The sequence below is a fragment of the Micromonospora sp. WMMD735 genome, assembly GCF_049178995.1.
Lineage (GTDB): Bacteria > Actinomycetota > Actinomycetes > Mycobacteriales > Micromonosporaceae > Micromonospora > Micromonospora wenchangensis.
The window spans coordinates 25,461-50,616 of sequence record NZ_JBMHMJ010000001.1 but is presented as its reverse complement, the minus strand read 5'-3'; the positions used below and the strand labels follow the sequence as shown (position 1 = coordinate 50,616).

Sequence of the window (25,156 nt, the reverse complement as noted above, 5' to 3'; positions counted from 1 at the left end):
TCAGCACTCCCCGGTCAGGTCGGCCACGTACTCCACACCGCCGCCCTGGTCGGCACGAGCGGTCCAGCCGTGGCAGGTGACTCCCGCGTCGGTCAGCACACCGGTGGCCCACCGGCACGCCTGGTCGACCTCGTCCGCACCCAGGCCGTCATGGTCGGCGTGCGGCTTGTCGTCGGCCAGGAGCAACCACACGTCGTCCGCCGGGTCGCGCAGCAACCGCCACTCCCCCGCCCCGACCGGCACCACCACGGCGTCGTGTACGGCGAGGTACGCCGGTCGGCCGGCGGCCACCTGGCCGTCGGTCCAGCCGGTCACCTCGATCCCGTGCCGGTCGGCGAGCAGCTCGGCTGCCCACGCCTGGGCGGCGTCGACGGCGTCGGGATCGGTGAGGTGTTCGGCGTACGCGGCCGGCTCATCGGCCTGGTCGTAGCGCAGCACCCAGCAGCACGCATCGTCGGCGTCGAAGACCAGCGACACCCGCCCCGGGCTCTCGCCTGCGGCGGGCCGGGCGGTGTCGGGCTCGGGCTCGGGCGGGTCGATGGCGTCGACCCGGGCCTGCTCCCACTCGCTCAGGGTGTAGCCGGCGTCCTCGGCCAGCCGGGCCAGCCACGCCGCGTCGGCGTCCGTCCACGACCGGTAGGTCGCGCGGGCCTGCACCTCACGGCGGGCGATCCCGAGAGCGTGCGCGGCGTGCACCCGGGTGGACCAGTCGGCGCGGCGGACCTCTTCCCACCACCGGTAGTTCGGCAACGCCGGGTCCGGACCGACCCCGGCGGCCAGCAGCCACTTGTGGGCGAGCTGCGCGCACTCGTTGCCCGGCGCCCACAGCCAGGCGTCGATGATGTCCCCCGCGCTGCGGGGAAGCTTCGGCGGCTGGGCGGCCAGGATCGCGGCGGCCTCGGCGCGGGCGGTCATCGCCTTGCGGCGCTCCCGCTCGTCGGTGATCCGCTGCTGCTCCGCCGGGCTGCGGTTGTCGGCCGTCTTCGGCTTGCCCGCCGTGGAGTAGTAGGACACCTGCCCGTGGGAGCTGACCTCCGCGACCAGAGCGCCGGCCTTGCGGGCCGCCGCGATCGCCTTCGCCCCGTCCAGCCGGCGCTCCCAGTAGCTGGCACCGAACTTCTGCGACGCGCTGCTGATGACCGGGGTGCCCTCGGCGACCAGCTTCTCGCGCGCGGCGTCGATGGCCTCCTGCTGCTCCCGCTCCCGCCGCACCTGCGCCACCAGCTGGACGGCGGTCCAGTGGTGCCGGCGGTCATCACGCAGCCGGTGCGCGGCCAGCATCAGCGACTGGTCGTCGCCGGCCGCGTCGACGAGGGCGAGGGCGTCCCGGATCTGCAGGGCCGGCCGCTTCTCGTCCAGGTCGTCGGGCTCCTGGTCGTCGCCGACCAGGGCGCGGCCGGTCTCCAATTCGGCCAGCAACTCATCGGGGAGCCTGAGCAGCTTCAGACGCTTGGACACGTGCGACTGCGAGCAGCCGACCTTCGCCGCGATGTCCCGTTGTCGGCGGCCGGCGGCCTCCTGCTCGGCGAACGCCCGCGCCTCCTCCACCGGGCTCAACGGTGCTCGGGCCACGTTCTCGGCGGTCATCACGTCGAGCTGCGCCAGCGGGTCGTCCGCGATCGCGTCCTCACGCACCAGCACACCCAGCGTCGCCTCCGGGTCGTCGCCGAAGACCAGGCCAGCCGCCGTACGCCGACGGGCGCCCACCAGGACCACCCACTGCGCCCCGGCGAGGGCCTCCGCGTGCACCGGCCATGCGGCGGCGACCCTGTAAGCGGGCAGCACCACCGGCGGCTGGATCACCCCCACCTCCCGGATTGACGCCTCCAGGTCGGACAGGTCACCCATCGTCTTGCGCGGGTTGGCCGGATGCGTCACCACACTGCCCAGACGCACCTCCTCGGGGCGCATCGGTACGGTGGCTGCCTGCGGCGAGACTGCGGAAGATTCCACAGAATCCGTCATGATGATGGTGCTCCTTAAGGGGAGTGAGGCGGGGCGGCCCGGGGCTTTGGTCGGTTTCGGGGCCGCCTCGCGCTTGTTGATGGGGTCAGGTCAGGTGCTTCATGACGCGGTCGAGTGCGACCTGGGTATGCGCCAGTGCGGCACGCAGGTCACCGAGCGCCTGCTTGAGGGTGGCCGGATCTCCTGGCGGACTGGGCAAGGCCGTGACGAAGGTGCCTCGCCCCTGGACCGGCTTGAGCAGCCCGTCATCGACCAATACACGCTGCGCCTGACGGATGGTGTTCAACCCTGGGACGTTGTACTCCTCCTGCAGCTCACTGATTCCGGGCAGTGCTGTGCCGACTGGCCATTCGCCGTCGGCGAGCCGCCGACGAAGGTCGCCAGCGATCTCCTGGTAGCGCGGACCACTTGCCATGACAACACACTAGGACCTCTGAGACCTCTTAGGCAATGTGATTACATGCGATCACAGTGCGCATTCGCGCGGACAGCCCCGCAAGCAGCAGGTGATCACACCGGGAAGGCCCTGAGATGGAGGCCGGGTCGACGTTCGCCCGCCCATCGCACGATTAACCACGGTTAACTGCGCGATCGGCCGGGGCAGGCTCTGACCTGGGCAGGACCGGCCTTAGCATGGCGGGCATCCGAAGTACCGCGGCCACAATCGGCCCGGGAAGCACACGGAACGGAGTCCGCATGACTCAGGTGCATGTCATCGCCAACCAGAAGGGTGGCGTCGGCAAGACGACGCTCGCCGTCAACCTTGGGGCGGTCACCTACGACGTCCTGGTCAACCCTGAGCCGATCCTGCAGAAGACGGCGGAGGCCATCGGTGATCCCGAAAGCCCGGTGATGGTGGCCTCCACCGACCCGCAGGCATCCTCGGTGTGGTGGTCACGACGGGTGGAACGGCAGGGCGGCTTGCCCTTCGACTTTGCCCAGATCGACGACCCACGTGATCTTCGCAAGCTGCGCGGTCTCCACTATGAGCACATCTTCGTCGACACCCCGGGCTCGCTTGAGGACGAGCGCATCCTCCAGGCCGCGCTCGATGAGTGCGACGACGTCCTAGTGCCGATGGTGCCCGAGCCGCTTTGCTACGACCCGACCACCCGGACGATCGAGTCCGTCCTCACCCCGCGCGGAATCCCGTACCGGGTCGTGGTGAACAGCTGGGACCCCCGCGACGGGCTTCCCGACCTACAGCAGACCGCACAGTTCATCAAGCTCAAGGGCTGGCCGATGTGCAACACGGTGGTCCGGCGGTACAAGGTGCACTCGCGGGCATCGGCCGAGGGCATGGTGGTGACGCAGTACCCCCGCAACAGGGTGGCGATGGAGGCGCGGGAGGACTTCTTCCGGCTGGCCCTGGAGATGGGCTACGGCGGCGGGGCGGTCATTCCGTCACAGGCCGGTACGCCGAACCTCCAGGAGGTCTGACGTGGCTGGCAAGCGGGTGAACCTATCGGACCTTGCGAGCGAGCCGGCCCTTCCTGAGGCGCGAAAGCCGGCGATCACCGAGTCGACGCCCCGTTCGGCCCGCGTGCAGCAGGTCGCAGCCAACCCGCTCAACACGCGGGACCTCGGTGCCGACCACGCGAAGATCGAGAGCATCGCGGAATCGCTGAAGACGCACGGGCAACTCCAGCCGTGCGCCGTGGTGTCGCGGGATGCCTTCCTGCGGATCTACCCGGAGCATGAGAAAACGATCGGCAGCGCCGTCTGGGTACAGGTGACCGGCGGCAGACGTCGCGCCGCAGCGCTCTTGGTGGATCAGCCGACGCTCGAAATCGTCGTCAAGAACAACCTCGCCGACAGCCGCGAAGCTTGGGTCAGTGCCACTGCGGCCGAGAATTTAGACCGCGAGAACCTCGACCCGATCGAGGAGGCTCGTGCTGTGCAACTGCTCGTGCAGGAGTGCGGCACGGCAAAGGCTGCATCTGTCCGACTGTCCCGTACTCCGCCTTGGGTAACGCAGCGGCTGAATCTGCTCAAGCTCGCACCGGAGGTCCAGTCGCTGCTACGAGCTGGCGAGGTGCCGCTGCGAGATGTCCGTGACCTCCATCAGGTGCCAGCCGAGGAGCAGTTCCAGGAACTTCAGCAGCGCCGACAGCACCTGGAGCCCGAATTAACCGCGGTTAACCAAGCAGACGGCTCCAGTGCAACCATCCCGGGCACCAACACCAACGAAGACAGCAAGCGGAGCGCCCCTCGCCGGTCCGCTGCCGCATCAGCCATCCGACGCTTGGGCGGTACCCCTGACAAGATTGCCGACTCGCTGCGGACCGAGCTGACACCGGCGGACCTACAACTCCTGATAGATCACCTGCAACGCCAACCGAACAACGTCGCCGGGTAGAAGGCCCCGGATCGCAACCCGGTCGACGAGCAGCGCGGCCCCGACAAGTCCCGCCAGGGCTTGTCGGGGCCGCGCTCGTCGCCAACGACCACGACCCGCAAGCCCGTCGAGGCTCTGAGCACCCGGTGTGGCTGCTGCCACCACTCCGGGGCATAGGTTGGCTTGGCACCACCGGTCGGACCGGTCAGATGCCTGGGTGGTGATGTCCGGCAGGGGTCAGGGGCAGGTGTCGCAGAACATCAGGACGGAGTCGACGGGGTTGGTCTGGCATTCGACGCAGACGGCTTCGCCGCAGTGGTAGCAGGTCATAGCGGCGCTGTCGGCGAGGTCGAAGTGCATACCTGGGTTGGCGCGATGCACGACCTTCTCAGTGGACTCACACCGGCCGATGCAGCGTCCGTCCGGCTCGGTGGGTTGGCGAGGCGGAAAGACGGTGCACTTGGTGTACCGGTGGAGCGGGTCGTGATCGACCGGGTCGGTGCATCCGTTCGGGCAGGGCCAGTTCTGAGCCGCGCGCGGAGTGCAGCGCACACAGCCACGGGCACGCCGCCCGTGAGGACATGCCTTCGGTATGGGGAAGTCCTTGCCGTCGGCGGGGCGCAGGTAGCCGGTGGGGGCATGCTGTGGCCACAGCCGGTAGGCGCAGTTGTAGCAGTTGGTGTGCAGGTGCCAGTCCACGGTGGGGACGGTGCGGGTGGCGGTATCCGGCACGAGGGATCCGCACCAGGTCTTGATGCCATTCTGACTGACATGGATCTTGCCCGGCTTCCACCGGACGATCAGCATCGGCACCCGGGCTTCGACCGAGAAGACGTCTGCCTGCATGGCCTGACAGTACGTCCACGTTCCATCCCGGCAGGTGATCCGGTCGGGGTGTCGGGACGCGCTGTCCACCGGCCAGCCTGGCTTGTACGCCGGGCTGGCCCGGTGGATGGGGCCAATCAGCTGAAGCCGTTGCGCGGGTCGGTCAATCGCCCGCGCAGCGCGGTCAGGTCGGCGCGGATTTCCAGCGCTTCCTGGTACCAGGGGTCACCGATAGCCGACTCGGCTCCGGCGGGGAGGCCCATGCGTTGCTCGGCGGCCTGCCGCACCTGGTCACACCAGGCAGTCACCGCCCATACCGCGCCGTCGACTGCGGCTACCGCCTCGCTGTGACTGGTCATCGTTCGTCTCCGTTCGTGTCGGTCACCTGGGCGAAGCCCTCGGCGTTCAGGGTGTGCTGGGCGCGGATGGCGGCGGGGACGGCGCGTCCCTGGTGCGCCACCAGCTCTGGCCCGGTCACTGCGGTCCACCCGTGCGGGCGTCGTTGAGCTGGGCCTGGAGCTGATCGACGCGGGCCTCGGCGCGGTCGGCCCGCTCGGTCGCGGCGCGGGCGGCGGCCTCCGTGCGGGCCAGCTCGACTCGGGCGGCCTGCCCTGCCTGGTCGGCGGTCCGCCACTCGTCGCGGTACTCGTCGGCCTGGTGGCGCAGCGCGGCCAGCTCGGCGCGTACGGCGCGCAGCTCGGCCTCGGCGTCCCGGCGGGCCGTCTCGGACTCTGCGAGGGCGGTCCGGACGTCGTCGCGCTCCCCGGTGACCACCGTCAGGATCTCCTCCGCCCGCTGCGCCCGCTGCTCCGCCTTGACCCGGGCCGCGTCGGCCTTGCGGGCCTCGGCCTCGGCGGTCTTGACCTCGCGGCGCAGTTCCTTGACCTGCTCGGTGAGGTCGGCGGCACGCTGCTCGGCGGCCTCCCGGCGGCCCGTCTCGGTAATGACGGCCTGAGCGCGCTCGCCAGCGGCGGCCTCGGCGCGACCCTGGGCCTCGCGGGCGTCAACAACCTGCCGCCACGCCTCGGTGGTCCGCCGTTCGGCCTCGGCCTCGGCATCGCGGGCCCGCCGCTCCGCGACTCGCTGTGCCTCCCGAGCGGTGGCCGCCGTGGCGGTCGCGGTGCGGGCGTCGCGGGTGGCCCGGTCCCGGTCATCCTCGGCGGCCTGGGCGCGCGCAACGGCGGCCACCGCCGCCGCCTCGGACACCTCAACCCGGGACAGCGCCGAGGTGTCCACCGCGCGCATCGCCTCCACCACGGCAGCCAGGTCACCGGCGAGGGCCTCCACCGCCGGCAGCACCCGGCCGGTCGCCTCCCGGTACGCGGTTAGGGGCACGTCCAGGCCGGCGGCGAGTTCGGCGTCACGCTGCGCCGCGAACGCCTGCCGGCAGTTGCGCCCGTCGTGGCGGCGTTCGTCGTCCGGGCAGAACTCCTTTGGCCGGCCCTTGCCCGAGTAGGCCAGGGGTCGGCCGTCGTACTTGCAGGTCGGCTGCTCGCCCCGGGGCGGGCTCGCCGTCGCAGTCTCCGTCATGCACCCATCCTACCCGAATTTCTATTACCTAGAACGAGAAACACTTATTTAGTTTTAGGAAAGTGATAACTATCTGATCTTGATTGGACAAGATCACGAAAAGCGGCCCCTGAGATCGACGCAGAGCCGATTTCAGGGGCCGGGTGACACTGAGGTACCGGGATGGCTCCGGATCAGAGGCGGCGGGCCGCTGCGGGGAGGCCGCTGCCGGGCTGCGCCACGTCGGGCCACACGCACTCGCCGCCGGCCGGCGGGGCGTCGAGCAGGGTGGCGCGGTCGGCGCGGCGCAGGTGCCCCGGGGTGCGGGCGCGGATCGCGGCGAGAGCGGCCTCGGCCGCCGGGCTGCGCCGGCCCGGCCGTGCGGCGGCCTGGTCCCGCTGGACCTCGGCGGCGCGCGCCTGGTCGCGTCGCTCGCGCTGGACGGCGGCCTGCATCGTGGCCAGGACCCGCTGGTGCCGGGTGTGCCGGGCCGCTGGGTGCGGCGGGGCGTCCGGCCCGGTCAGCGCGTCCTCCAGCACGGCCCGCAGGTACGCCACCGGGTCGCGGGGCTCGACCAGCAACGGCCGGGACCGGGCCCGGCGCACCCAGGCATCCAGGGCCTCGGCCGTCCAGTCTCGACCCAGGGCGGCACCCAACGTCGCAGCGACCCGGGGCAACGGAACCGAACGTAGCCACGCCCACCGGCCCTGCACGGCCCGTGCGAGGTCGTACGCCCATGCCGACCACTCAGGACGTGCCCGCCGTGGCCGTGGTGCGGCACCGTGCCTCTGAGCCGGCCTAGGACGCTGTACAGACGATGGCCTGGCACACCCGGAACCGCCGCCCGCTCTTGTCGATGAGCGCGAAGCGCTGTCCTTCCTCCGGCTTCGCCGGCTGTCCACCGACGGTGTGGGCGCCAGCGGCGGTGAGATCAGCAGACCCCGAGACAAGCTGGAGTAAACACTCATAGCTTGAGACACCGTGTGGGGGGTGCGGAAATTAGTGGCCTGGTCACGAGTGTGATCGCGGGCGGCGGTGACCGCCTGGCGCATCTGCTGACGGCGGACCCGCTCGCGGTAGTCGACCCAACCACCAGCACGAGCAGCGAGGGCGTCAACGTGGGCTTGGGCGGCGGCCAGGAGGGTGCGGGCGTGCTCCAGCAGGTCGGCCAGGACGGCCAGAGCGGCCGGGATGTGCGCGGCCTGCGCGGCCGAGTCGCCCCGGTGAACCGGGGTGATGTCGAAGACCGTGCGGGCCTGGGAGCGGCCGGTGGCGCACCGCTCGGCGTAGGACAGCCGGCGGCCCTGCTCGACCCGCACGCACCAGCCCAGGGCCTCCGCACGGCGCCAGGCGTCGGTGACCGGGCGGGTCCTGTCGCAGCCGGCCAGCTCGGCGGCGGCGTCCCGGCCGGGCATCGCACGGCGACCGGAGCGGCGGTCGGCGTCGACGGCCATGATGCCGCCGACCCGGCCCAGCGCCGACGGACGGCCACGACGGCTGCTCCGGGCAGCGGCATCACGGGCGAGCAGGTCCGCGAGCAGCCACACCGGCCGACCCCAGCTGTCACCAGTGTGGAACGCGGCCAGGGTCTCGGTCAGGCGGCCGATCCAGGCGGTCAGCTCGTCGACCCGCTGCTGGGCCTCGGTCGTCTCGGCGAGCAGGGCGAACCGCGTAGCCACGGCGGCAGCCTCCAAGGCCTGCGCGTGCTCGTGGTCGGCGCGGGCCTGCGCCAGCCACGAGTACCCACACAGCCAGCAGGCAGGCACCGGGGCCGGTTCGCCGCACGCCGCGCACCCGGCCGGCTCGCCGACGTCCAGGCGCTCGCGCAGCTCGGCCACCAACCGACGCCGGTCCGCCGCACCCTGCCGATCGGCCCGACCGCGCCAGCACGGAATGCACAGCGGGTCCGATCCAGCGCCGTCGCGGGGCAAGCCCTGCCGGTCGACGCCGGCAGCGGCGCAGGCCACGCACGGCATCTGGAGACCGGTCGGGTACGTCGGCCGGCGGCGGGCACCGGCCGGGGAGACCAGCCGGGCCTGTCCGGTGCGGGTGGTCTCCACCAGCAGCCGCTGGTCGACCAGGTGCGCGTGGCAGCGCCGCGCGCCGGGCACGACGAGCGTGACCGCGCCGGTGACATAGCAGTCAGGGCAGTACCCCAACGCCGCCACCCGGTCCGCAGGCAGCGTCGTCGTCTGCGGTGCCGTGATCATCGCGGCACCGTGGCAGACCACCCAGGCTTACGTCCTGAGCCTTGATCAGCCTCGACGAGAAGATGAATCGCCCAGCGGAGCAGCCGTGCACGTTGGGGTGGTGAGTGTGGCGTCATCAAGCCACTGCTGGCTCGTGACGCAGAGGAGTGAGCTGGGTGCACGCAGGCATCGACGCGACACGCGGTAACCGTGTCTTGAGACAAGAATGCACCCAGCCCGGAGGTGGGTGCTATGGTTGCCTCCGAGCTTGTGAAGAGCCTCAGATCCCGACCGCGGCCAAACGACGGGGGTCTGGGGCTCTGCTTTTTTGTGGAGTTAGGGGTTGAGCGAAGGCGCTCCCTCAAGATCGAAGCTTGGAAGTGGCCCCGAGACGGGCCGGGGTTGTAACCCGTGGATCTTACGGTGACTGTGCCATTGGCCGGGGCACCGACGCGCTCCGGGATCGGCGTTTCTGGCTGGTCCTGTGTGGATCTCACTTCAAAATCGGTACATACCGGGGCGAGCCTGGCGGCCTTGCGTACCAAGGGAATCCGAACGCGAGCAATCGAATGGGCGGCCCGGTCAATTGGGCCGCCCATTCGTGCGTATTGAATGGTCACGCGGGCAGGTGAATGGTGTCGTAGTGGACGGCGTTGCCGTCTCCGTCGTGGACGTACAGCTCGCCGTAGCGGTCGTCGGGGCCGTCGACGGCGGCGAGCAGCCGCACGGCCTGGTGGCAGGCGGTGTCACCATCGGCGGCGGTGAAGTAGGTGACCGCCTGGGGGTTGTCGACGTCGGGGTCGGTGACGACGTCGAGGCGGTACTCGTCGGTCGTGGCGGCAACGGTGGTGGCGAACGGGTGGGTCATGTGGTCACCACACGCCGATCGCCAGGGCGGCGGTCAGGGCCGCGCCGGTGTACCCGGCCAGCAGCAGCGGTACCGCCCTGCTGATCGCCCGGTACTTGGCCCGGGTGGCGCGGGAAAGCCACCACAGCTCCCGGGCCTTGGCCAGGGACGTCAGTTGCGGAACCTGGACGGCGTCACCGCCGACGATGCGATCGAGCACGCCCTGGGCGTCGTCGGCGTCGGCGTAGGCCATGAACCCGTAGCCGCCGGCCAGGCGGGGCCGGGAGGCGAGCAGGAGCAGCACCACGGCGGTCAGCACCACCACGGCGGTAGTCGCGCCGGCCGCGAGCGCGGCGGTGGGGAGATGGCCGCCGGCTCCGGCTCCGCCGAGGACGGCCAGGCCGGCACCGAGCAGCACCCCGGCGATCTGGAGGTAGCCGCCGGCCTTGGGGTCGATGCGGGCCAGCTCGGCGCGGGCGGCGGCGATCTCGGTGTCCAGGACGGCCGGCACGGTGCCCCGCCCGCACGCTGACGCGTGCGCCCCGGCGCGGGCCAGGATCTCCAGCTCGCTGAAGTCGCGGTCCTCCGCGCCGCAGCCGGTGCAGCGGGAGGTGCTGTCGGCGAGGCTGGCGGAGATCGTCACCAGGACGGCGTACGCCCCGGCGGTCGGGATGGTGAAGTGGCGGCGGGGGCCGTGCTCGCCGCGCGGCTCGTAGTGGCTGGCGTAAGCCGCGCCGAGGTAGGTCGGGTCACCCGGGTCGGGCACCATGTGGGTAGCTCCTGTCATCTGAGTGGATGGGGGAGTGGCGGGCGGCCCCGGCTTTCTCAGGGCGTGGGGGCCGCCCGCGCCGCGTTAGCGGCTGGCGTAGGCGGGGGAGTCCGGGCGCGGGTACGCCTCGGCCCGGCAGAAGCGGTCGTAGCCGCACCAGTCCCAGACGGCGACGCCGGGGCGCAGCGGCACGGTGCGCTCGTCGTCGACGAGCTGCTCGGCGTCGACGGTCCAGTCGACGCCGGTGGCGATCGCCGCGACGGCGGCCTGGTCGACGTGGCGGGCGCACAGCCACCGGGCGATGGCCATGCCGCTGGGCAGGTGGGTCAGGCTGTAGCGGCCGTCGAGTCGCAGTCCGTCGTCGCCGATGGTGACGTTGATGGCCAGGCCGGGCGCGACGGGCCAGCCGGTGACGATCCGCTCGATGACGTGGGGCTGCTCGGCGTCGGGGTCGCTCAGGTACAGCCGCACCGGGATCGTCGGGACGGTGGCCTTGGTCGTCGGGGTGGTCGTGGTGGTCATAACTCCTCCTCTGTGAGTACCTATCGACGGGTCGGCGGAAAAGGGAGCACGGCGGCCGGGTTCGGTCGGTGGGAGGGGTTATCGGCGGGTGGCGAGGACGGCGATTGCCCACGCGCCGGCAGTGCCGGCGGTCGCGGTCAGTGCCTGGGTCCAGCCGCCGGGGGCGGCGATGCCCATGAGGACGGCGGTCACGGCGGCGGCGTGCAGGACGTACAGGGCGGTGCGGGAGCGGCGGCGGGCGAGCACGCCCTGTTGCAGGGCGGCGAGGGAGCCGGCGGCCCAGCCGGCCCACAGCGTCCAGCCCCACGGGCCGTGGGCGCTGGCCCAGTCGGTGGTGGCGGGTAGCAGCAGGGCGTGGACGGCGACGATGGCGACCAGGGCGAGCAGCAGCCAGGCGGTGTAGGTGGCGGCGGCCATCAGGCGGCGGCGGTCGGTGAGGACGGTGCCGACGGTCGTGACGCGGCGGGCGGGTGGCCAGCGGTCGCAGCAGCGGACGCCGGGGTCGTGCTGATGGCGGACGGGCTGGTTGCCGGGGGCTGCGGGCTGCTGGCGGCGCATGGCGTCTCCTGACTGTGGATGGCGAGCGGGCGGACCGGGGTGATGGCGCGGGCGTGGCGGGCGACGACGGCGGCGTACTGGTGCTGGGCGGTGTGCATGTCCGCTTCGGCGGCGGCGGCCTCGCGGCCGTCGCGGACGCGGTCGAGCGCGGTCAGCGCCAACGCGGCGGCGGCGGCGGTGAGCAGCACGCCGCCGATCAGTGGCGGGCCGCCCGCGTTGGCGGCGAGGTGCCCGGCGGTGGCCACGCTGCCGAGCAGACCGCTTCCGCCGGCGACCGCCGGCCAGCGGCTGCGGCCGGTGTGGGCGCGGCGGTGGCGGCGGCCGGCGGCGCGGATGGCGTCCTCGGCGGCGCGCATCCGGGCTCCGTCGAGCTGCCAGGCGATCAGCTCCACCGACAGGGCGTCGATGCGCTGCTGGTGGGTCAGCGCGTAGACGGTGTCGGCCGGCTGGGCGTCGCGCTGACGGGTCAGGCGGCGGATCTCGGCCTCAAGTTCGGCGATCCTGGCAGACATGACGGGCGGGTCTCCTCTACGGACGGTGACCTAACAGGCGGGTCTCATAACAGCGGTGGGGGAGGGAGGTCGACGCCTGCATAGGGGCCCCTCGCGGGGGGAGGGGGCACCCGGGTTATGAGGCGTTAGGCGTTACTGGCAGTGACCGTGGTGGTGGCGGCCTCGGGCGGCAGGTACTGCCCGGTCGCCGGCCGCCCGTCCGGGTTCTGCGGGCGCACGACCCGGACCTGCTGGCCCAGTTGCGTCAAGGCGTTCGACACCAGTTGCGGGGTGGCGGCGGTGTCGCCGCCCTCGTGCAGCGCGGCGAGGATGTCGCGCGGTGAGGCCGGGGCGCTGCTGGTGCGCCAGATCTGGCGGACCGCCGCCTCGACCCGGTCGGCGCGGGTGCGGTACCCGGCCATCGGCGTCGGCTCCACCGCCTCGGCGGCCGGCGCTTCGACGGCGGCCGGTGCGGGCGGTGCGGTGGCAGGCTTGCCGCCGAGCCGGCTGAAAATCGAGGCGACGGCGGAGGCCATCGCCTGGTCGGCGTCGCGCTCGGGCGTGCTGGCCTGCGTCTTCGCGCCGCTGCGGGTGCGGGCGCCGCGCAGGTCGGCCAGGTAGTCGTCGGTGACGAGCTGGTGCCGGCCGGCGTAGGCCGTCCCGGCTGCCTGCGCCGATCCGGCGTCGAGGTCACGCTGGTGGTAGCGGCGATTCCACGAAATCTCGTCGACGTGCGGCCCGTCGTGCAGCACCGGCTTGGACGGGTCCGAGGTCTGGACGTACTCGATCTTCGCCCGGACCGGGTCGCTGTCGCCGAGGCGGGCGTAGCACTCGCCGCGGTGGCGCAGCGGGGGCAGCTTGTAGTTGCCGGTGACCCGGCCCGCTTCCTGCTCATCGCCACTCATCAAGACGATCTCGCGGCCGATGTTCGCGCTGGCGTCGCCGCCCTTGTCGCCGAAGGCGTGGTGCACACCGCGCTGGGTGGCGACGACCAGGTAGATCCCGGCGGACGCGATGGCCTGGGTGCACTCGGCGTACATGTCGCCTGCGGTGACCTCGGCCCCGTCGTAGTACGCCTTGACCTTGGTGTTCAGCGCGAAGCTGCCCTCGTCGATGTAGAAGAGGATCTTCTTGAAGCCGTGGCGGGCGCTAAACGGCTGGTCCTGACGCCAGCGGGCGATCTCCATCGCGGCGATCAGCATCTGCAGCACGCCCTCGGCGTCGGCGCGGACCCAGTCCAGCGGGGGGCGGACGTCCTGGCCCAGGTAGGGCTCCAGCCACGGGCCGACCAGGTCGTACAGCTTGCGGGTGCCGGCGACCCAGATCAGCGCGTCCTCGCAGCGGGTCACGTCGGCCCACTCCCGGTGGATGTAGGCGGACTTGCCGCCGGTGGTCGCGCCGAGGATCCAGGCGTGGCGGGCGACGTCGACACCGATCGGCATCCCGTCCATGCCCCACAGCGCGTGCACGGGTTCGGCGATCCGCCGCCACCTCGGCCGGCCGGCGGCGTCGACCAGGTCCTCGACCCGCTCCTTGTAGGGGCGGATCCGCCGCATCACGTCCTCGGTGTTGGCCTGGATCGTGTACACGCCGACCCGGTTCGGGTCCTCGTCGATGGACACCCAGTCCGGGGCGATGTCGCGGCGGGTGATGTCGCGCAGCGCCAACGCGATCCGGCGGGCGTCGTGGTCGTCCAGGCGGGGGGCCTGCTCGACGCGGACCTTGCCGTTGACGACGCGGCGCAGCTCGATCGGTGCCCACGCCTCGACCCGCGCGCCGAACGGCGCGTCGGCCGGGCCGACCATCTGCGGGTTGGAGATCCGCAGCCACTCCAGGCCGGCGCGGCGCACCGCCAGGCGCAGCAGCCACGCCAGGTGCGGCTCCCCGTCACGCGGGCCGCTCAGGTCCTCGGCGGCCAGGGCGAGCTGGGCGTGCCCTCCGGTGGTCAACGCGACCGCCGCCGCCGGGCGTGCCGGCGGGGGCGCGTACCGCAGGAGGTACTCGTGGGCCCGCGCCATCACCCAGGTGCTAGCGCCCAGCGCCGGAAGGACCAGCGCCCACACCGGCCACAGGTCCGGCACCGACACCGCCAGGGTCGACCAGGCGGCGTAGACGGTCACCGCCGCGACCAGCCAACCCACCACCCGGGACTTCGCCGCCGAGCTGAGCCGGGCGAACATCGGGGAGATCCGGACCAGCAGCCGGGCACCGAACGCGGCCGTCGCCGCGAGCAGCGCCGTGGCCAGCCCGGCGATCCACACCGGCGAGCCGGTGACCAGCCACACCGCCACCCAAACCGCGCTGATGAACGGCGCGACCACAGCCCAGAACGTCTTCCACTGAATGCCCACCGCTGCTCGCCGCTTCGTCACGACGTCCTCCTCGTTCTGCCTGGTCCTGCGCGGTTCGTGGGGTGCGGGGGCCGCACCAGGTGCGGCCCCCGCGCGGGTTGGTCGGTCAGAAACCGATGGAGCGGGCCTGGGCCTCGTACTCCTCGGCCTGCTCCTCGTAGTAGCGGGCCGCGAGGATCTCCCGCGCCGCCTCGGCCTCGGCGTCCCGCGCCTGCCGGGCGTGCTCCGCCGCGACGTTGGCGTCCCGGATCGTGCGGGCGGCCTGCTTGTGGTTCTCGGCCGACTCCTGGTTGGCTCGGGCGTCGCGCCGGTACTGGCTGGCCGCGTCCCGGCAGGCGCCGGCTCGGGCCGTCAGCGTCTCGGCCTTCTCGATCAGCCCGGCGTAGCGGTTCGCCACCCGCATCGCGTCCTGGTCGACACTGCTGGTCGTGGTGCTCATTGCTGGTCCTCCAAGGTGATTGGAAACAGGGATCTGGTGCTCGGTGGTGCGCAGCGGTGTCGGTGCCTTCCGGTCCCACCACCCGCTGCCAGCGGTGGGTCCGGGGTCATAGAAGGGCTCGGTACGCGGAGCCGACCGCCCTGTCGGCCCCGTCGGCCCGCTGGTCGGCGTCGTGCCCGGCCGGCCGGGCGGGCTGATGATGTCGTCGGGGTCGACGTCGATCACCGTTTCCGGCCGGTGCCCGCCCGGCGACGGCCGCGTCGTCGCCTTCGCCGGCTCCTCCGCGCCGGCCGGCTTGTCCGCCGCCGCCTTGCCGTCCCCGGTCTTGGCCTTCTTCGCGGCCCGGACCAGCCCCACCAGCCCCAGCAGCGCTGCCCCGCCCGCCGTCTTGGCCTTGCGGCCACCGGTCGGCTTTTCGCCGCCGTCGCCGGTCGGCTTCCCGCCACTGCTGGGGGTCTTTCCGCTGGTCGGGGCCTTCCCGCTGCCGGCCGGGGTCTTGTCGCTGGCCGGGGCCTTGCCGCCACCGGGGGCCTTGGTGCGGCCGAACGGCCACAGCCCGCCCTTGGACTTGTCGCCGGACGGCTTCTTCCCGCCCCCGTCGCCGGTCGGCTTGCCACCGGCGGGAGGCTTGCCGCCACCGGCAGGGGACTTCCCGCCGCCGGCCGGGGCCTTGCCGCGACCGAACGGCCACAGCCCGCCCTTGGACTTGTCGCCGGACGGCTTCTTCCCGCCCCCGTCGCCGGTCGGCTTGCCACCGGCGGGAGGCTTGCCGCCACCGTCAGGGGACTTCCCGCCGCCGGCCGGGGCCTTGCCGCGACCGAAGGGCCACAGCCCCGACTTGCCCCCGGGCTTCTTCCCGCCGTCCGGCGACCGGCCGCCGCTGGCGGCGGCGTGGGGCCGGTCGCCCCGGCCGGAGCCGTCCCGGCCGGTCTTGCCGCCGGTCTTGGCCCGCCGCGTGTACTTGCGCCAGGCCAGCCACCCCGCGCCGGCCAGCACCGCGACCATGATCAGCCCGGCCCCGAGCAGCAGCGCCATCAGCGGCGACACCATCCACATCGCCACCACCACGGCGGCGACGACCGAGATGACCACCAGCGCCACCACCAGGCCCACCGACGCGGGCGTCGTCTCCGCCAACTCCTCCGGCTTGGCGGCCTTGTCGTCCTTGCTCTGCTCGGCCGGCGGCTGCTCGGCCGCCAGCACCGACAGGTCCGGAGTCGGCACCGCCGTGTCCACCTGCTCCGGCTCGGGCGTCGGGGCCAGGGCCGTCGTGTCGTGCTGCATCGCGTTCCTCCCTTCGTTTTGGCTGCTCACGCCTCAGAGTTATGAGCTGTTATGAGGCGGAGCCGGCCGTGGCGGCGACGGCGGTGAGCACCGTGCGGACGGTCCGCTCGGAGGTACCGGCCTGCGCGGCGAGGTCCTTCTGGGTGCCGTTGGGGTGGTCCTTGCGGGCCTGGAGCACCGCGCGGACGGTCTCCGGGCTGACCCGGTCGACGTGTGGGACCGGTACGCCGTCGAACAGCACCGGCTCGCCCGGGGTGCGGCGGGGCCGGCGGCCGGCGTCGGCGGCGGCCTGGGCCAGGGCGGCCCGCAGGTCGGCAGCCTCCTGGCGAGCGGCCTCGACCAGGGCCTCGGCACGCAGTCGGGCGTGCTGCTGCTCGCCCAGCTCCTGGCGGGCCTGGTCGAGGTCCGTCTCGGCCACCCGCAGGCGGCGCTGCCACTCGGTGCCGGCAGCATCGAGCTGCCCCTGAGTACGGGCGGCGCGTCCGGTCTCCGCACGGGCCTCCGCACGGGCTGCTTCCGCTTCCGCCGCCACCCGCTTCAGCGCGGTCCGTGCTTCCGCTTCCGCCTGACGGGCGAGCGCGGCGGCGTGTGCTTCCGCTTCCGCCCGGCGAGTCGCGGTCGCTGCTTCCGCTTCCGCCCGCGCCCGACGGGTTGCTTCCGCTTCCGCCCGACCGGTCGCCGCGCGTGCTTCCGCTTCCGCCCGCTCGATTGCCGCCCGTGCTTCCGCTTCCGCTTCGGCCACCGCCGTCGCGGCGGTTGCTTCCGCTTCCGCCTGGCGGGCCGTTGCCGCTTCCGCCCGCGACTCGGCGGCGGCAGCACGCGCTTCCGCTTCCGCCTGCGCCCGGCGGGCGTCGACGGCGTCGGCGCGGGCCGCGTCGACCGCGACCCGGTCCACGGAGGGCAGGGCCAGCAACGGCGCCGGGGTGCCGGTGGCCGCCAGCCGGGCCAAGGCCGCCAGGGCGGCACCGGAGTCCTTGCCGGTGGCCTTGCGCAGCGCCTTGCGGGCACCGGCGGCGACCTCGGCGGCCACCGCCTTCTGCCGCTCCCGCTCGGCCTCGACCGCCGCTTGGCGGCGCTGCTCGACCCGCCGGGCCTCCGCCCGAGCGATCAGCTCAGCGGCACCGGGGGAGAGCCGGTCGCGGACGTCGACCTTCCACGCCGCGTAGGTGTGCCTCGGGTAGGTCAGCCAGCGTCGCCACCCGAACCGCTCCGGCGGCTCCGGGAGCATGCCCCGCTCCCGCAGGGTCGGCCGGTGCCGCGCTCCGGAGCGGACCTCGTAGACGATGATCCCCAGCGCCGACAGGGCGGACAGGACGATCGCCTTCGCCGGGTCGGCGTGGTGACCGATCGCGTTGATCGCCACCGCCGCCGCCGTGCAGATCCAGATCAGCGACCGCGCCGCGATCGCCCGCTCGCCGTTGAGCCGCTGGTGCTGCGCGGTCAGCGCCATCGCCAGGCCGGTGCCCTCGATCGCCACCGCCGTCACCACCCCGATCGGGGTGGGCAGACCGTTCGCCCGTGCCGCGTCGACCTGCCCGTACACCGCGCCGGACACCGCCAGGCCGTAGATCAGCCCGGAGTACACCGCGGCGGCGTTGTTACGCACGTAGGCGACCCGGCCAGCCCACCAGCCCGCCATCTCCACCCGCCGGGCCTGCCGGCGAGCCTTCCGCTCGGCCCGCTCGGTCTCCCGCTGCTGGCGGCGACGCTCGGCGCGGGCGTCCCGGTCGGCGGCCTTCTGCGCCGCCAGGCGCTGCTGGCCCTCCTGCATCCGCAGCCGCCGCTCGGTAGCGGCGTCCTCGGACACGATCCGTGCCTGCGTGGCCTGCCGCTCCCGCTCGGCCGTGGCCAGGTTCCGGGCCACCTTGTGGTCGGTCGCGGCGAGCTGGGCCAGGTCCGGCCCGTTCTGCAGCGTCGTCACCGCGCCACCTCCGGGTTCTGCGCCGGGGCGGGAACCCGCTCGTCGGCGATCAGCGCCCGACCGGTGCCGAGCAGCTCACGGGCGATCTCGTCCTCCGCGCACGACTGGTGGCACGCCTCGCCCTTGGCGTCGCGCATCCGCGTGGCGGTGGCGCAGATCCGGCAGGGCAGCGACCGGTCGCGGTCGTAGTGGCCCGGGTCGGTCCAGTCCAGGTGCACCCGCACCACCAGCAGCCCGGCCATCAGCACACCTCCCCGCGCGCTCGCCGACCGGCCCGGACCTGGGCCAGCAGCTCCTTGCCGAGTGGGTTGAGGTCGTCCTCGTCGACGTCCACCGCCAGGGGGTGCCGGTGGTCGTCGACCCAGCGGGCCAGGCGGGCCCCGCCGACCACGACGGCGACCAGGCCGACCGCGACGGCCGGGGAGTACAGCAGCGCCTGCGGCACCCGGTCGACGTGCTCGGCCAGGGCCTGACCAGCCAGCGCCGCCGGAGCGGCACCGGCCGCCACCGCGCCCACCGCGACCCGCGTCGTCCGCGACCGCGCCGGCCGGTCCACCGCCAGGCGGCGGGCCTCACGCTCGGCGTCGACCGCCCGGCGCAGCTCGCCGGCGAACCAGCCCGGCAGCGCCGCGACCGCAGCCGCCCGGTGCTCCAGCTCGCCATCCGACAGCTCCGGCAGGCCCTCGCGGTACTGCGCCAACACGACCGCCAGATCCAGAGACCTCGTCGGGGCCGTCATGCCGCACCCCCCAGCACCCGAGCGGTCCCGGTCATCTCCCGCAGCCGCACCACCGGCCGCTGCTCGACCACGGGCAGGTCCTCCGCCCGGTCGTACTCGGCGACCTGGTCGCCACCGGCCGCCTTCGCCCGGTACAGCGCGAGGTCCGCCGCGCGCAGCACCCGCGACGAGTCGTCACCGGCCAACGCCGACACCGCGCCGACACTGGCCCGCACCAGCAGCTCCCGCCCGCCGGGCAGGACCACCGGCGCGGCCAGGACCCGCACCACCTCAGCGCCGAGAATCCCCGCGATCGGAGCCGGCGACGGGCACACCAGCACGATCTCGTCACCACCGAGCCGGGCCACCACCGCGCCATCGACCTCGTCGAGCGCCGCCGACAGCCGGGCCGCGACCTCGACCAGCACCGCGTCACCCGCGTCGTGCCCGAAGGTGTCGTTGACCTCCTTGAATCCGTCCAGGTCGACCAAGGCCACGTCGTACGGCTCACCGGCCAAGTCGGCCAGCACCGCCGACAGACCGGACCGGTTCGCCAACCCCGTCAACGGGTCGATGGTCACCAGCCGGCGGGCCTCGGCCAGCCGGACCCGGTCCGCGCGGACCGTCCGCACCGCCCACACGTGCCCCGCCAGCGACAACGCGCCGATGGCCGGCAGCAGCATCTTCAGTGCCTTCACCGGGTCACCTCCGATCCGGTCGCCGCCGCCCACGCCTGGACGACATTCCGTGGAATCCGGCCGCGCTCCCGCACGGCGTAGCCGTTGGCCTGCGCCCACTGGCGGATCGCGGCACGGTGTGCGGCGGCCTCCGGCCCGGAACCCAACCTCTGCCGCAGCTCGGCGAGTTCGGCGGTGAGCTTGGCCTCCTTCTCGGCCAGCTCGCGGCGGCGGGCCTCGGCGGCCTGCTCGGCCTGCAACCGGCCGGTCAGCTCCGTCACCAGGGCGCCGATCCGCTCGGCGAGCTGACGGGTACGACCGGCCTCGCTGTCCTGGGCCAGGGCCAGCAACTGCTCGATGCCGCCGGCCGGGGCCGTCGAGCCGGTCGGCGCGGTGACGACCCGGATGCCCATCGGCGTGCTCGGGTCGGGAGCGGTCGGCGTGCCCTTCGCGGCCCGTACCAGGGCGGCCTGGGTGACGCCGTTGACCGGCGTGATCGTCGGGGTGCTCATGCCGGCATCACCGCCGTCACCGGCAGCAGCCCACGCAGCGCCTTCAACGCCTTGTGCTGCACCGCCTTGATCGCCGCCGGGGTCTTCCCCAGCACCTGCGCCGTCTCCTCGATCGACAGCTCCCGCAGGTACCGCAGCGTGATGCACTGCCGCTGCACCGGGGCGAGCTGCGCGATCCCGGCGAGCAGAGCCTCACGGGTCAGCGTGGCCACCACGGCGGCCTCCGTGCTCGGCACCAGGTCGACCGGAGCCGCGTCCCGCAGCTCCGCCACCGGCCGCTCACGCCGCTGGTGCGACCGCTGCCAGTTGATGACCAGGTTCCGGGCGATCGTGGTCACCCACGCGCCGAAGTCACCACCCGGCCGGCGGAAGCTGGCCAGGTTGCGCAGCGCCCGCAGGAACGTCTCCGACGTCAGGTCCTCGGCCGTGGCCCGGTCGAGCACCCGGCGGTAGACGAACCGGAACACCTGGTCGACGTACCGGTCGTAGACCAGACCGAACGCCTCCGCGTCACCCGCCTGCGCCCGCGCCACCAGCGCCGACACCTCAGTGGCCGTTGATCCGATAGGAGCCTGCGCCGGATCGGCCGGGGCAGGAAGTACCCTCATTGCTGGCATCTGATCCTCCTTGGGGTGGGATGCCGTCCGGGGCTCGGTGGGGCGCTATCCCGCCGGGCCCTCTTGCCTATGCGGGCGCATTGAAAGGTCTAGTAGGTACTCATTGACCAGACAATGCGCTTGGTGTTGATAGTGCTACCGGCCACCAAGGGACGTCAAGGGGTAACGGCAACATTGACTAGACAATGTTCAGCCGCGTGAGCGAGACTCGGAACGTGGAAACCTTCAGAGGCAGCTCGATGCCGACCTACCAGCGGATCGCTGCGGCGATCCGCGACAAGATCGCGTCAGGCGAGTTGACCGGCGGCGAGCAGTTGCCGACGGAGCTAGAGCTTGCTGAGCAGTGGGGCGTGGCTCGGCAGACGGTCCGCAACGGCATCGCCGTACTGGTAGCTGAAGGACTCGTGGTGTCGAGGCGTCCCCTCGGGCACTTCGTGCGCAAGCGGGAGAACATGCTGTACCGCCCGCAGGGCGAGTCGCGGGACCAGCCAGCCAGTCCTGAGATGGACCGCTTCTGCCAGCAGATCACCGAAGAGGGTCGAGTCCCAAGTCAGACAATCGACGTCTCCCTGGTTCAGGCGCAGCCCGACATCGCTCAACGCCTCCAAGTTGCCCCAGGCACGGTGGTGGTAGCTCGTCGACGGGTGCGCTACATCAACGGCGAACCGATCAACATCAACGACTCGCACTACCCGCTCGACATCGTCAGGGATTCCGAGATCATGTCTCCGGCCGACGTCGCACGGGGCACGAACCAGGCTCTTGCCGATCTGGGCTACCCGCAGGACCGGGCCATCGATGAGATCTACACCCGGATGCCCACTCCTGAGCAGATTCACCGCCTCGGACTTGGGCCGGGAACCCCAGTGGCCGTCCACTACGTGACCGGCTACATCGCTGACGGCACTCCCGTGAGATGCACAGTCAACGTGCTGCCAAGCGATCAACATGTCATCGTGTTCGAGCGCAAGTTCGAGCGAACCTGGAGCCGGAGCTAAATTGGTCCTGAGCATCCGCCCTGCTGAGAACCAAGACGAGTTCGAGATCGCCATGGGACTGCTCACGCAGCGAATCCAGTGGCTGCGCGAACGTGGGTCGGATCAGTGGGAGACGTGGGATAAATGGCGGTCCAAGCTGGGACCGGCACTGGCGGCGGGACACATCTGGCTGCTGTGGGACGGCGATGAGGCGATTGGGACAATCACCGTAGAGACGGCTGGTGACCCGGACTTCTGGTCGACTGCGGAGCTGGCCGAGCCGGCTGTCTACGTCTCGAAGCTGGCGGTACGGCTCGACCGATCTGGGCAGGAACTTGGATCGCTCTTGCTCACATGGGCTGGCGATTACGCCTTCAGCCAGGGGTGCAGATACGTCCGGCTGGACGCCTGGAAAACCAACGAGCAGCTACATGCCTACTACCTATCGCGCGGCTGGACCTGCCTACGAACCTCAACCGATCCAAAGCGTCGCTCGGGGACGTTGTTCCAGCGGCCAGCCGAGCCGATGAACCCACGATCTGAACTGCAAACCATCACTCCCCGGGGAGATGGACGAACTCGCTACTAACCCGAGTAGTTATGCCTGGCTGAGGTCGAGAATGCTCCAGCCGGCGGGCAACACGGCGGCGGCCGGCTTGGGGTCGCTGGTAGCCAGGTGCGCCTGGTGGGCGATGGCAGCGCGGGCGGCGTGCCCGAGGGCGATGTCGCCGTCTGCGGCACGGGCGAGGACGCCGGCCTGGCGGGCGTCGTCGACGCCGGGATCGGCTCCGAGGGGCAGCAGGGTGATGGCGGGTGTGGTGGTCAGGAGGGTGAGTAGGGCGGTGCCGACCTCGCTGCTGGTGGCGGCGTAGGCGGCGGCGAGGCAGGCGGCCGGCACGCCCACGGTTCGTTCTTCGTCGGCAACCTCGGCGATCAGTTCGCCGACGGCGAGCTGCCCGTTGACGTACGCGGCGAGGGCGGTGGCGTCCAGGACCACGGCGACCTGGTCGTCGCTCACGCGGCCTCGTCGAGCATTCGCTGCCCCTCGGCGAGCGCGTCGTCCGGGATCGGGGTGGAGAGACGGTCACGCCAGCGGGCCTTGCCAGCCTCGGTGACCTCGATGCCGGCGCGGCGCAGCACCTCGTCGACCTGAGTGCCGGCCATCTGGGCGCGGACGGCTGCGGTGATGGCGGCGCTGACGTTGGGCTGGCCGTCGAGCCATTCGGCGACGTCGTCGGGGACGCTGATGGAGCGTTTCGCGGTCATAGTGGCAGCGTACCCCCACTGGTAGCACCGGCGGTGCTACCGCGCTGATCCCCGGCCTCAGCTCTCGATGCCGATTCCGGCGAACAGGTCAAGTTGCTCACCTGGGCGGCAGGCAGCCCACACGGCCTCCCCGGCCCGGGAACAGGCGTCGACGGCGGCGGCCCAGCCGGCACCCCGGAATCCGCCGGGGTGGTCACGCCAGGCGATGACAGCCTGTTGGCAGCAGTGGATCAGGTCGTTGGTGACCCGGCCGTCGTCCAGGACCGCGCCCAGGTCGGTCCAGCTCAGCCGCAGGGGCTGGTGGAGGTTCCCGTCGGTGATCTCGATGCGGGTTCGGTCGAGGCGGAGCATCCGGCCGGCGGGCAGCGTCTGGCCGGCGTACTCGGGGGCGAGTTGCCGGGCGTCTCGGGTGCGCCAGTAGGTCAGGATGTCGGCGGCGTGACCATGTGCGGTGATCCCGACGGCCCAGGCCAGCAGCGGGCGGTGGGTGGACGGGGTGGCGGTGGCGAGGATGGTGCAGGCGTCGGCCCGGTGGTTGGTCATGGTGTTCTCCCGCGTGGTGGCTGGCTCCGGGGCGGCCGTGCCCCAGGCCGGTGGCGGCCTGGGGCACGGGTGTGGCCTCAGTGCGGCTGGGTGATGCGGCCGTTGTGGTCGGGCTGCGCGGCTGCGGCGGCGTGCCGCTGGGCGATCTGGTACTCGCGGACCAGGGCGCTGAGCACGTCGCTGACGTTGACCGTCCGGCCGTTGGCCGCGCGGCAGCCGTCGGCGTATCGGTCGAGGTCGGCGGTGCCGATCGAGGTTCCACGGATGGGCTGGAAGCGCACGGTGCTGGTGATGTAGCCGATGAAGTGCTCGCCGAGCATGAGCCGGGCGCGGGTTCCACCGGTGCCGGGGACACGGCGGATGTCGCTGACGCGCAGCTTGGCGTGGGGGACGACCATGCCGGTGTGGGGCAGGGTGGTGGGCTCGCCGGTCAGGCTCGCGTTGATCAGCTCGATCAGGCGCGGCTGGACGCGCAGGCAGGTGCGGCAGGTGATGGGCTCGGTGAGGGGCTCACCGACGCGGACCTTGTCGCCGGTGCCGCTGGCCCCGCACCAGGCCGCGACGTATCGCGGACTGCGGTCGGGGCCCATGATGCTGCTGAGGCTGCCCAGGTGCACGGCCGTGCCGCGTCCGACGCGTACCGGTGCGAGCTGGGCGGGCCGGATGGGGAAGGTCATGTTCTCGGTCCCTTCGACGTGCCTGACTGAGGGGTTTTGGCTGGCCGGTCCGTACCCCTCTATCGTACAGGAAAAGGTATAGAAAAAGCTCTTTCCAGGGCTCTTTGTCTGTACCTTTTTGCCGTACGCTGTGGGCATGAGCAGCGAATCGGAGATGCGCCGGCCCGAGGTGTCGGCAGGGATGGCGGCGGCCCGGGAGCGGGGCGTGCGGTTGGGTCGACCGCCTGCGCCGTTGCCGCCCTCGGCCACCCGGGCGGTGCAGTTGCGGGACGAGGGGCTGTCGCTGGCCGCGATCGCCGCGACGCTGAACAGCGAGCAGGTGCCAACGCCGTCCGGGAAAGGGACGTGGGCCAAGAGCAGCGTCAAGTACGTGCTCGACCGTCACGACGCGCAGGGGTCGGCGTAGGCCCGGTGGGCTGGGGTTGCGGGCTTGCCCGCGCGGACGCCCGGGGTGGGGGTGGGATCTCCTCGTGTCGGCCGATCTCCGATCGACCGGGCCGCCTCGGGGACGGCCAGGCTCGGCGTAGCCGACCGCGAAGCGGCTTGGCCTGGCCGTCCCCGAGGCTGTCTGGTAGCCCTCTGGGCGGCCGGCGCGGGGAGATCCCACCCCTGGGTGACCACTCACCCACCTGGCGGCTGCGGTCCCTGCCGGATCTCCGAGAGAGGCCCCGCCGGAGGCGTCGATGTTGGAAAGCACGACCACGACGGTCGGGAGCCGGTCGGCGTCTCCTGGCCCGGCTTGCTGCCCTGGGTGTGATTCCGCGGCATCAACCCCTCGGGCGAGCGTCGGCGGTAGCGGCCCGGATCTATCTCGACGTAGCGTGCCGGGGCTGACTACCGTGGGCGGGGAGTCGATCACTACGGGGGCACGATGACCGACGAAGCTGCGCAGCCTGCACCGCCGCGAACTGTGGACAGCACGATCGCGGGCTTGCAGGACCAGATCGACCAGCTCACGTCCACGCTGGAGCACCATCAACGGCTGTTCGAACGGTTGCGCGCTCAGGGGCTGTTGGCTGCGGGCGAGCCCGACGACAAGCGGGCTTCATGACGATGCCGGACCCCGGCGACGACCAGGTGGCGGCTGAGGTCGCCGAGCGGGTCGACGCGGCTCGCAATCGAGCTGCGGCCTTGGCACTGCGCGCGGCATCCCTGGACGCC

General features: G+C 72.2%; 30 protein-coding genes. 6 read left to right on the top strand and 24 right to left on the bottom strand.

Features of this window, described 5'->3' with window-relative positions; genetic code table 11:
- Positions 1–1,953, bottom strand: coding sequence for a ParB/RepB/Spo0J family partition protein (locus tag ACN268_RS00235; protein ID WP_421481170.1), 1,953 nt, complete (start codon positions 1,951–1,953; stop codon positions 1–3).
- Between the two features lie 97 nt (positions 1,954–2,050).
- Positions 2,051–2,380: a GntR family transcriptional regulator gene (locus tag ACN268_RS00230; protein ID WP_398694365.1), complete on the bottom strand. Its 330-nt coding sequence runs from the start codon at positions 2,378–2,380 to the stop codon at positions 2,051–2,053.
- 281 nt (positions 2,381–2,661) lie between these two features.
- Here ACN268_RS00230 and ACN268_RS00225 point away from each other — a divergent pair, with 281 nt between their 5' ends.
- Both ACN268_RS00225 and ACN268_RS00220 read left to right on the top strand, forming a co-directional pair.
- Complete coding sequence (locus tag ACN268_RS00225; RefSeq protein WP_421481169.1) at positions 2,662–3,405, top strand: ParA family protein; 744 nt, start codon at positions 2,662–2,664, stop codon at positions 3,403–3,405.
- Position 3,406: 1 nt separating this feature from the next.
- Positions 3,407–4,324, top strand: a complete 918-nt coding sequence (locus ACN268_RS00220) for a ParB/RepB/Spo0J family partition protein (RefSeq protein WP_421481168.1) — start codon at positions 3,407–3,409, stop codon at positions 4,322–4,324.
- A gap of 216 nt (positions 4,325–4,540) precedes the next feature.
- Here ACN268_RS00220 and ACN268_RS00215 read toward each other — a convergent pair whose 3' ends face one another.
- The 18 genes from ACN268_RS00215 to ACN268_RS00130 all read right to left on the bottom strand — a co-directional run bounded on the left by ACN268_RS00215 (position 4,541) and on the right by ACN268_RS00130 (position 20,523).
- Positions 4,541–5,149 (bottom strand): hypothetical protein, encoded by a 609-nt coding sequence (locus ACN268_RS00215; protein WP_421481167.1) that lies wholly within the window; start codon positions 5,147–5,149, stop codon positions 4,541–4,543.
- A 116-nt stretch (positions 5,150–5,265) separates the two neighbouring features.
- Positions 5,266–5,487, bottom strand: coding sequence for a hypothetical protein (locus ACN268_RS00210; protein WP_421481166.1), 222 nt, complete (start codon positions 5,485–5,487; stop codon positions 5,266–5,268).
- The gene (locus ACN268_RS00205; RefSeq protein WP_421481165.1) at positions 5,484–5,606 is read right to left on the bottom strand and encodes a hypothetical protein; all 123 of its coding nucleotides are present in this window, start codon (positions 5,604–5,606) and stop codon (positions 5,484–5,486) included. Before ACN268_RS00205 ends, ACN268_RS00210 begins: the two co-directional genes overlap by 4 nt.
- Positions 5,603–6,658 carry a hypothetical protein gene (locus tag ACN268_RS00200; protein WP_421481164.1) on the bottom strand — a complete coding sequence of 352 codons (1,056 nt, stop codon included), beginning with the start codon at positions 6,656–6,658 and terminating at the stop codon, positions 5,603–5,605. Before ACN268_RS00200 ends, ACN268_RS00205 begins: the two co-directional genes overlap by 4 nt.
- Before the next feature lie 173 nt (positions 6,659–6,831).
- Positions 6,832–8,847, bottom strand: coding sequence for a hypothetical protein (locus ACN268_RS00195; protein WP_421481163.1), 2,016 nt, complete (start codon positions 8,845–8,847; stop codon positions 6,832–6,834).
- 595 nt (positions 8,848–9,442) lie between these two features.
- Positions 9,443–9,694 carry a hypothetical protein gene (locus ACN268_RS00190; protein ID WP_421481162.1) on the bottom strand — a complete coding sequence of 84 codons (252 nt, stop codon included), beginning with the start codon at positions 9,692–9,694 and terminating at the stop codon, positions 9,443–9,445.
- Positions 9,695–9,698: 4 nt separating this feature from the next.
- On the bottom strand, positions 9,699–10,460 hold the full coding sequence (locus ACN268_RS00185; protein ID WP_421481161.1) for a Pycsar system effector family protein: 762 nt from the start codon (positions 10,458–10,460) through the stop codon (positions 9,699–9,701).
- Positions 10,461–10,526: 66 nt separating this feature from the next.
- Positions 10,527–10,964 (bottom strand): hypothetical protein, encoded by a 438-nt coding sequence (locus tag ACN268_RS00180; RefSeq protein WP_421481160.1) that lies wholly within the window; start codon positions 10,962–10,964, stop codon positions 10,527–10,529.
- Positions 10,965–11,042: 78 nt separating this feature from the next.
- Positions 11,043–11,381: a hypothetical protein gene (locus ACN268_RS00175; RefSeq protein ID WP_421481159.1), complete on the bottom strand. Its 339-nt coding sequence runs from the start codon at positions 11,379–11,381 to the stop codon at positions 11,043–11,045.
- A complete protein-coding gene (locus ACN268_RS00170; RefSeq protein WP_421481158.1) occupies positions 11,381–12,034 on the bottom strand; it encodes a hypothetical protein in 654 nt (217 codons plus the stop codon). The genes ACN268_RS00175 and ACN268_RS00170 overlap by 1 nt, the downstream gene beginning before the upstream one ends.
- 125 nt (positions 12,035–12,159) lie before the next feature.
- Positions 12,160–14,385, bottom strand: a complete 2,226-nt coding sequence (locus ACN268_RS00165; RefSeq protein WP_421481157.1) for a hypothetical protein — start codon at positions 14,383–14,385, stop codon at positions 12,160–12,162.
- A gap of 85 nt (positions 14,386–14,470) precedes the next feature.
- Complete coding sequence (locus ACN268_RS00160; protein WP_421481156.1) at positions 14,471–16,087, bottom strand: hypothetical protein; 1,617 nt, start codon at positions 16,085–16,087, stop codon at positions 14,471–14,473.
- Between the two features lie 49 nt (positions 16,088–16,136).
- Positions 16,137–18,008 (bottom strand): DUF2637 domain-containing protein, encoded by a 1,872-nt coding sequence (locus tag ACN268_RS00155; protein WP_421481155.1) that lies wholly within the window; start codon positions 18,006–18,008, stop codon positions 16,137–16,139.
- Positions 18,005–18,250 (bottom strand): hypothetical protein, encoded by a 246-nt coding sequence (locus ACN268_RS00150; RefSeq protein ID WP_421481154.1) that lies wholly within the window; start codon positions 18,248–18,250, stop codon positions 18,005–18,007. The genes ACN268_RS00155 and ACN268_RS00150 overlap by 4 nt, the downstream gene beginning before the upstream one ends.
- Positions 18,250–18,747, bottom strand: a complete 498-nt coding sequence (locus tag ACN268_RS00145; protein WP_421481153.1) for a hypothetical protein — start codon at positions 18,745–18,747, stop codon at positions 18,250–18,252. Before ACN268_RS00145 ends, ACN268_RS00150 begins: the two co-directional genes overlap by 1 nt.
- Complete coding sequence (locus ACN268_RS00140; protein ID WP_421481152.1) at positions 18,744–19,424, bottom strand: diguanylate cyclase domain-containing protein; 681 nt, start codon at positions 19,422–19,424, stop codon at positions 18,744–18,746. Before ACN268_RS00140 ends, ACN268_RS00145 begins: the two co-directional genes overlap by 4 nt.
- Complete coding sequence (locus ACN268_RS00135; RefSeq protein WP_421481151.1) at positions 19,421–19,915, bottom strand: Lsr2 family DNA-binding protein; 495 nt, start codon at positions 19,913–19,915, stop codon at positions 19,421–19,423. Before ACN268_RS00135 ends, ACN268_RS00140 begins: the two co-directional genes overlap by 4 nt.
- Entirely contained in the window at positions 19,912–20,523 is a 612-nt protein-coding gene (locus tag ACN268_RS00130) for a sigma-70 family RNA polymerase sigma factor (protein ID WP_421481150.1), read from the bottom strand. The genes ACN268_RS00135 and ACN268_RS00130 overlap by 4 nt, the downstream gene beginning before the upstream one ends.
- Before the next feature lie 224 nt (positions 20,524–20,747).
- On the opposite strand from ACN268_RS00130, the gene ACN268_RS00125 reads away from it, so the two are divergent.
- On the top strand, positions 20,748–21,530 hold the full coding sequence (locus ACN268_RS00125; RefSeq protein WP_421481149.1) for a GntR family transcriptional regulator: 783 nt from the start codon (positions 20,748–20,750) through the stop codon (positions 21,528–21,530).
- A gap of 1 nt (position 21,531) precedes the next feature.
- Complete coding sequence (locus ACN268_RS00120; protein ID WP_421481148.1) at positions 21,532–22,098, top strand: GNAT family N-acetyltransferase; 567 nt, start codon at positions 21,532–21,534, stop codon at positions 22,096–22,098.
- A gap of 9 nt (positions 22,099–22,107) precedes the next feature.
- Here ACN268_RS00120 and ACN268_RS00115 read toward each other — a convergent pair whose 3' ends face one another.
- From ACN268_RS00115 to ACN268_RS00100, 4 genes are all read right to left on the bottom strand, one after another.
- Entirely contained in the window at positions 22,108–22,527 is a 420-nt protein-coding gene (locus tag ACN268_RS00115) for a hypothetical protein (RefSeq protein WP_421481147.1), read from the bottom strand.
- On the bottom strand, positions 22,524–22,775 hold the full coding sequence (locus ACN268_RS00110; RefSeq protein ID WP_357768252.1) for a hypothetical protein: 252 nt from the start codon (positions 22,773–22,775) through the stop codon (positions 22,524–22,526). Before ACN268_RS00110 ends, ACN268_RS00115 begins: the two co-directional genes overlap by 4 nt.
- 57 nt (positions 22,776–22,832) lie before the next feature.
- On the bottom strand, positions 22,833–23,318 hold the full coding sequence (locus ACN268_RS00105) for a hypothetical protein (RefSeq protein ID WP_421481146.1): 486 nt from the start codon (positions 23,316–23,318) through the stop codon (positions 22,833–22,835).
- Between the two features lie 77 nt (positions 23,319–23,395).
- Positions 23,396–23,995, bottom strand: coding sequence for a hypothetical protein (locus ACN268_RS00100; RefSeq protein ID WP_421481145.1), 600 nt, complete (start codon positions 23,993–23,995; stop codon positions 23,396–23,398).
- Between the two features lie 136 nt (positions 23,996–24,131).
- Between ACN268_RS00100 and ACN268_RS00095 the strand changes: the two genes are divergently transcribed.
- Positions 24,132–24,401: a recombinase family protein gene (locus ACN268_RS00095; protein WP_421481144.1), complete on the top strand. Its 270-nt coding sequence runs from the start codon at positions 24,132–24,134 to the stop codon at positions 24,399–24,401.
- Between the two features lie 465 nt (positions 24,402–24,866).
- Positions 24,867–25,046 carry a hypothetical protein gene (locus tag ACN268_RS00090; protein ID WP_421481143.1) on the top strand — a complete coding sequence of 60 codons (180 nt, stop codon included), beginning with the start codon at positions 24,867–24,869 and terminating at the stop codon, positions 25,044–25,046.
- The last annotated feature ends 110 nt before the right edge of the window (positions 25,047–25,156 follow it).

What these genes read in the sequence shown, in the direction of transcription:
- ACN268_RS00160 (WP_421481156.1), bottom strand. Translation starts at nt 16,087, where the DNA reads ATGCAGCACGACACGACGGCCCTGGCCCCGACGCCCGAGCCGGAGCAG.
- ACN268_RS00090 (WP_421481143.1), top strand. Translation starts at nt 24,867, where the DNA reads ATGACCGACGAAGCTGCGCAGCCTGCACCGCCGCGAACTGTGGACAGC.
- ACN268_RS00130 (WP_421481150.1), bottom strand. Translation starts at nt 20,523, where the DNA reads ATGAGGGTACTTCCTGCCCCGGCCGATCCGGCGCAGGCTCCTATCGGA.
- ACN268_RS00225 (WP_421481169.1), top strand. Translation starts at nt 2,662, where the DNA reads ATGACTCAGGTGCATGTCATCGCCAACCAGAAGGGTGGCGTCGGCAAG.
- ACN268_RS00150 (WP_421481154.1), bottom strand. Translation starts at nt 18,250, where the DNA reads ATGGCCGGGCTGCTGGTGGTGCGGGTGCACCTGGACTGGACCGACCCG.
- ACN268_RS00145 (WP_421481153.1), bottom strand. Translation starts at nt 18,747, where the DNA reads ATGACGGCCCCGACGAGGTCTCTGGATCTGGCGGTCGTGTTGGCGCAG.
- ACN268_RS00110 (WP_357768252.1), bottom strand. Translation starts at nt 22,775, where the DNA reads ATGACCGCGAAACGCTCCATCAGCGTCCCCGACGACGTCGCCGAATGG.
- ACN268_RS00215 (WP_421481167.1), bottom strand. Translation starts at nt 5,149, where the DNA reads ATGCAGGCAGACGTCTTCTCGGTCGAAGCCCGGGTGCCGATGCTGATC.
- ACN268_RS00190 (WP_421481162.1), bottom strand. Translation starts at nt 9,694, where the DNA reads ATGACCCACCCGTTCGCCACCACCGTTGCCGCCACGACCGACGAGTAC.
- ACN268_RS00200 (WP_421481164.1), bottom strand. Translation starts at nt 6,658, where the DNA reads ATGACGGAGACTGCGACGGCGAGCCCGCCCCGGGGCGAGCAGCCGACC.
- ACN268_RS00180 (WP_421481160.1), bottom strand. Translation starts at nt 10,964, where the DNA reads ATGACCACCACGACCACCCCGACGACCAAGGCCACCGTCCCGACGATC.
- ACN268_RS00195 (WP_421481163.1), bottom strand. Translation starts at nt 8,847, where the DNA reads ATGATCACGGCACCGCAGACGACGACGCTGCCTGCGGACCGGGTGGCG.
- ACN268_RS00175 (WP_421481159.1), bottom strand. Translation starts at nt 11,381, where the DNA reads ATGGCCGCCGCCACCTACACCGCCTGGCTGCTGCTCGCCCTGGTCGCC.
- ACN268_RS00185 (WP_421481161.1), bottom strand. Translation starts at nt 10,460, where the DNA reads ATGACAGGAGCTACCCACATGGTGCCCGACCCGGGTGACCCGACCTAC.
- ACN268_RS00135 (WP_421481151.1), bottom strand. Translation starts at nt 19,915, where the DNA reads ATGAGCACCCCGACGATCACGCCGGTCAACGGCGTCACCCAGGCCGCC.
- ACN268_RS00095 (WP_421481144.1), top strand. Translation starts at nt 24,132, where the DNA reads ATGAGCAGCGAATCGGAGATGCGCCGGCCCGAGGTGTCGGCAGGGATG.
- ACN268_RS00210 (WP_421481166.1), bottom strand. Translation starts at nt 5,487, where the DNA reads ATGACCAGTCACAGCGAGGCGGTAGCCGCAGTCGACGGCGCGGTATGG.
- ACN268_RS00170 (WP_421481158.1), bottom strand. Translation starts at nt 12,034, where the DNA reads ATGTCTGCCAGGATCGCCGAACTTGAGGCCGAGATCCGCCGCCTGACC.
- ACN268_RS00105 (WP_421481146.1), bottom strand. Translation starts at nt 23,318, where the DNA reads ATGACCAACCACCGGGCCGACGCCTGCACCATCCTCGCCACCGCCACC.
- ACN268_RS00230 (WP_398694365.1), bottom strand. Translation starts at nt 2,380, where the DNA reads ATGGCAAGTGGTCCGCGCTACCAGGAGATCGCTGGCGACCTTCGTCGG.
- ACN268_RS00100 (WP_421481145.1), bottom strand. Translation starts at nt 23,995, where the DNA reads ATGACCTTCCCCATCCGGCCCGCCCAGCTCGCACCGGTACGCGTCGGA.